Annotated in this window: 1 protein-coding gene; it reads left to right on the top strand. The window is 65.0% G+C overall.

The genetic code is table 11. The annotated features are described in order from the left end of the window. Positions 1-102 precede the first annotated feature (102 nt). Positions 103-714: transporter substrate-binding domain-containing protein (locus AM506_RS23540; RefSeq protein ID WP_082386475.1), on the top strand; the 612-nt coding region annotated here is incomplete at its 3' end.

The raw sequence follows: 714 nt of genomic DNA, 5'->3' as shown, positions 1-714 counted from the left end.
CTTCCACGCCGGTTCCCCCCTTCCGGCCCACTCGGTGATCCGCTATGGTTGGCCTGTCATCACCCACAAGGTGATTCCACCAACAACACGGGAAACTACCCCATGCAACTACACAAGATTCTAGGCCTCGGCGCCATCGGTGCCGCCCTGGTGGCCGGCACGGCCAACGCCGACGTGCGCGACATCCGTATCGGCGTCGACGTACCCTACGAGCCCATGGAGTACCGTACACCGGACGGCGAGCTCACCGGCTTCGACATCGACCTGGGCAACGCCCTGTGTGCCGAGATCGGCATCGACTGCGAGTGGGTCGTGCAGGGCTGGGATGGCATCATTCCCGGCCTGATGGCGCGCAAGTACGACGCCATCATGTCCTCGATGACCATCAACGAGCAGCGTCGTGAACAGGTGCTGTTCTCCGAGCCCTACATCACCCCGCCGTCGGCCTGGTTCGCGCCCGGCGACGCCGAGATCGGCACCCCCTCCGAGGAGAGCCTCGAGGGCCTGACCGTCGGCGTGCAGCGCGGCACCCTGCAGGACAACTATGTCACCGACATGTATGGCGACGTGGCCGACGTCAATCGCTATGCCACCGCCGACGACATGGTGCTGGACATGGATTCGGGGCGCCTCGACGCGGTCTTCCTCGACTTCCCGATCGGCAAGTCCACCCTGCTCGACAGCGACGCCGGCGACTACAAGGTGGTCGGCAAC

It is taken from the genome of Rossellomorea vietnamensis (assembly GCF_001305855.1).
GTDB lineage: Bacteria > Bacillota > Bacilli > Bacillales > Bacillaceae_B > Rossellomorea > Rossellomorea vietnamensis_A.
The sequence above is the reverse complement of the archived record's forward strand: the minus strand, read 5'-3'. Positions and strand labels throughout refer to the sequence as shown.